4 protein-coding genes are annotated in these 3,146 nt (G+C 63.4%); 3 read left to right on the top strand and 1 reads right to left on the bottom strand.

Translation table 11 applies throughout. From position 1 onward, the window contains the following. The 3 genes from IL54_RS17470 to IL54_RS17460 all read left to right on the top strand — a co-directional run. A partial coding sequence (locus IL54_RS17470) for a hypothetical protein (protein WP_237748924.1) occupies window positions 1–288 on the top strand: 288 nt, incomplete at its 5' end. Continuing rightward, the gene (locus IL54_RS17465; RefSeq protein ID WP_037477320.1) at window positions 282–965 is read left to right on the top strand and encodes a hypothetical protein; all 684 of its coding nucleotides are present in this window, start codon (window positions 282–284) and stop codon (window positions 963–965) included. The genes IL54_RS17470 and IL54_RS17465, both read left to right, overlap by 7 nt. Before the next feature lie 118 nt (window positions 966–1,083). Continuing rightward, entirely contained in the window at window positions 1,084–2,658 is a 1,575-nt protein-coding gene (locus tag IL54_RS17460) for a recombinase family protein (protein WP_037477318.1), read from the top strand. Between the two features lie 125 nt (window positions 2,659–2,783). Here the strand turns inward: IL54_RS17460 and IL54_RS24680 are convergent. After that, a partial coding sequence (locus IL54_RS24680) for a hypothetical protein (RefSeq protein WP_237748923.1) occupies window positions 2,784–3,146 on the bottom strand: 363 nt, incomplete at its 5' end.

Here is a 3,146-nt window from a genome sequence, read left to right as displayed (position 1 = left end):
GCGATGACCCGCCGCGCCCTGACGATGTCCAGAACCGATCTCGATCGCCGCATAGCGGAGGAGCGCATGCACGAGCTGCAACCCCATGGTCAGCCGCCCGAATGGCTGTGGCACTTGGGTACAGAACAACCACGGGTCTGGACGATGACGCTGGACGGCACCCTGTCCGCCTCCTGGCAATGGCTCGACACCCTCGACTGGCGCGATGTCGCGGCCATCCGCATGGAATATGCCCATGGCCAGGTCATCGACCCCGCCGCCCTCGAATCGGCGGACGACCTATGGTGAGCGCCGAACTGACCGCCCGCCGATCGGGCGACAACCGCCATCCCTGGGACTGGTATGTGGAGGAACAATGGGTGACGCATGCCCTGTGCGACATCCTCGCCATGGACCCGGACGTCACCTATCTCGATCCATTCGCGGGCCTGTGCCACATTCCTGACGCCCTGGCCGACCGTGGCCTGACCGCCTTCGGCACCGACCTGTTCGAACGGGGCAACAGCCCGCGCTTCCTCGGCCGCCACGACTTCCTCGGTGATCAGATCCACATGCTCGAAGCGATGCGCGGCCTGTCGGTCATGATGAACCCGCCCTTCTCTTTTCAGGATGGCCGCATGGTTCGGGGCCTGGCTGAAAAATGCATCCGCCGCGCCTTGTCGATCGCGACGCATAAGGTCTGTGCCCTAGTCCCGATCAAGTGGCTGGCCAGCGCAGGCCGCTTCCGTCTCTTTGCCGAACATATGCCCAGCGGAATCTATATTTTGAGCGAACGCCCCTCCATGCCCCCCGGCGATCAAATCGCCGCCATGGGCACGGCCGCCTTCGCCCATGGCAAGGTCGATTATGTCTGGATCGTCTGGGACAAGCAGCGCGCGCCGCAGGATTTCGCCCCGACCTACTGGATACCCCCGCGCGCCAAACCGGCCCGCGCACCCCGCATACAGAGTACTCCTCGTGGCTAGAAAGGACAGCTCATGGGCAAGCACCAGACATTGGACCCCGCGCTCGCGCAGATTGTTGAGGCTCTCGCCGACCTCATGGTCGATCGCGACTTCGCAAACGCGCGCGCAGGCCTGATCGATGCGAACGATCCTCTACGCCCGCTACTCCAGCGACCTGCAGAACGCCCAATCCACCGCTGATCAGCTCGCCACTCTGCGCGAACGCGCGGAAAAGGATGGGTGGGAAGTCGTCGCGACCTTCTCCGACGATGAAATCAGCGGCCGGGCGGGCATCGGCGAAATGCAACGTCCCGGCCTCAACGCCATGCTGGCGCGCGTCGAACGCGGCGACATTGACCAGGTGCTGGCCGAAGCGACCGATCGCATCGCCCGCCACGGCGGCGACGCGCACGCCGTTCGGGAACATCTCGAATATCACGGCGCGCGCCTCTTCACCCTGGCCGATGGCGTCGTCGATGAAATCACCGGCGCAATCAAAGGGCTCATGGATGCCCGCTACTTGAAGGATCTGGCCGATCGTGTTCGTCGCGGCCAGCGTGGGCAGCACGGGCGCGGCTTCAATGCCGGGGGACGCGCCTACGGCTACCGCGTGGTGAAGCCGATCGGGGCCGATGGAGAGATTATTCGCGGCATCCTCGAAATCGACGAGGAACAGGCTGAAATCGTGCGCCGCATCTATGCCGAATCACTGGCCGGCGTCTCGGCCTATGCCATCGTCAAACGCCTCAATGCCGAAGGCATCCCTTCGCCCAGGGGCGGCCCATGGCGTGTCAGCACGCTCCATGGCGACCGCGTCCGCGCCAACGGTATCCTGCGCAACCACCTCTATCGCGGCGTGATGATCTATAATCGCACGCACCGTGTCTATCATCACAAGACCCGGCGGCGCGTGGTGCGATCAAACCCACCCGGCGAATGGCGCTATGTCGACGTGCCCCACCTGCGCATCATCGATGACGCATCCTGGGAAGCGATCGAGCGCAAATATACGACCTTCGATGGCGTCACTGCCGACAAGCAACGCCGCCCCAAACGGCTGCTCTCGGGCCTCGGCAAATGCGGCCTGTGCGGCGCGAACTGGATCGTCCTGGGCGTCAACCGCTGGGGCTGCTCCAACGTCAAGTCGCGCGGCGACTGCACCAACACCCGCACCATCTCGACCAACGAATATGAACGGCGCGTCCTGGGCCAGTTGCAGGCGATCATGCTCGACACCCAGGCCGTCGAACATTTCATTCAACGCTACAATGCGGGCATGGCGCGCAAGCTGGCGGAGGCGGAAACATCCTGCGCCCCGCTCCAGCGCAAGATCGAAGAATGCAAGGCCCGCGCAAACCGCCTGGTCGACGCCATCGCCGACGGCGCAGGAGAATTTCAGGAGGTAAAGGACCGCCTGCGCTCGACTCGCGAAGAACTGGCCACGCTCCAGGACAAGCTCGACGCCCTGTCCACAGGCAGCACCCTCACCCCATCCCCGGATCTCGGCTCCCGCTACCGCGCCTATGTGATGACCCTCGATGCCGCCCTGGCATCCGACGGCCCCGCCCGCGCCCAGGCGATAGCCGCCATCCGCTCCCTGATCGACGCCCTCGTCCTGATCCCCAAGGATCAAGGCCGAGGCGTAGATATCCGCCTAGAAGGCCGCATGGCCGAAATCATAAACCTAGCAAACCGCGTCCCAGACACCTGTTAAAGTCCAAGCCACTCATCCGGCACCATTGTCCGCCCGATCAGACTCAAAACAAAAATGGGGACCGGCATTGCTGCCGATCCCCACGTCCGTCGGGTCAAGCGATCCGCGTCCCTGGCGGGATGCGATCATCGGCCCGGCGTTTGCGATCCGACCGCCTTCCCAAAGAAAGACTGCCGCATCGGGTGCTTCGGGGTGAGCCAAGGGCTGCTTTCCCGTCGCTGGTCGTACCTGTTCCGATGCCCGACGTTCACTTTCGCGCGTACCCGGCAGCGGCCCTGACGACCGACCCGGCTATTGGCTGCGCCCTTGCGGGCTTGCCCTATCGCCGGACCATCAGTCACATAGACAAAATACTGATAAATCAGCATTTTCTGAAATGGATCGCGCCATTTCCCTATGTTCCGATAGAGAGATGGTCTCACCTCGTCCGAGTCGTTCCAAGCGAAATCGGACAGAATCATGACGGTGCCACACGCAAATCTGTGGAT

This window comes from Sphingobium sp. ba1, from assembly GCF_000743655.1.
Classification (GTDB): domain Bacteria; phylum Pseudomonadota; class Alphaproteobacteria; order Sphingomonadales; family Sphingomonadaceae; genus Sphingobium.
Note: the sequence above shows the minus strand (reverse complement) of the source record. Positions and strands in the feature narration are given on the sequence as shown.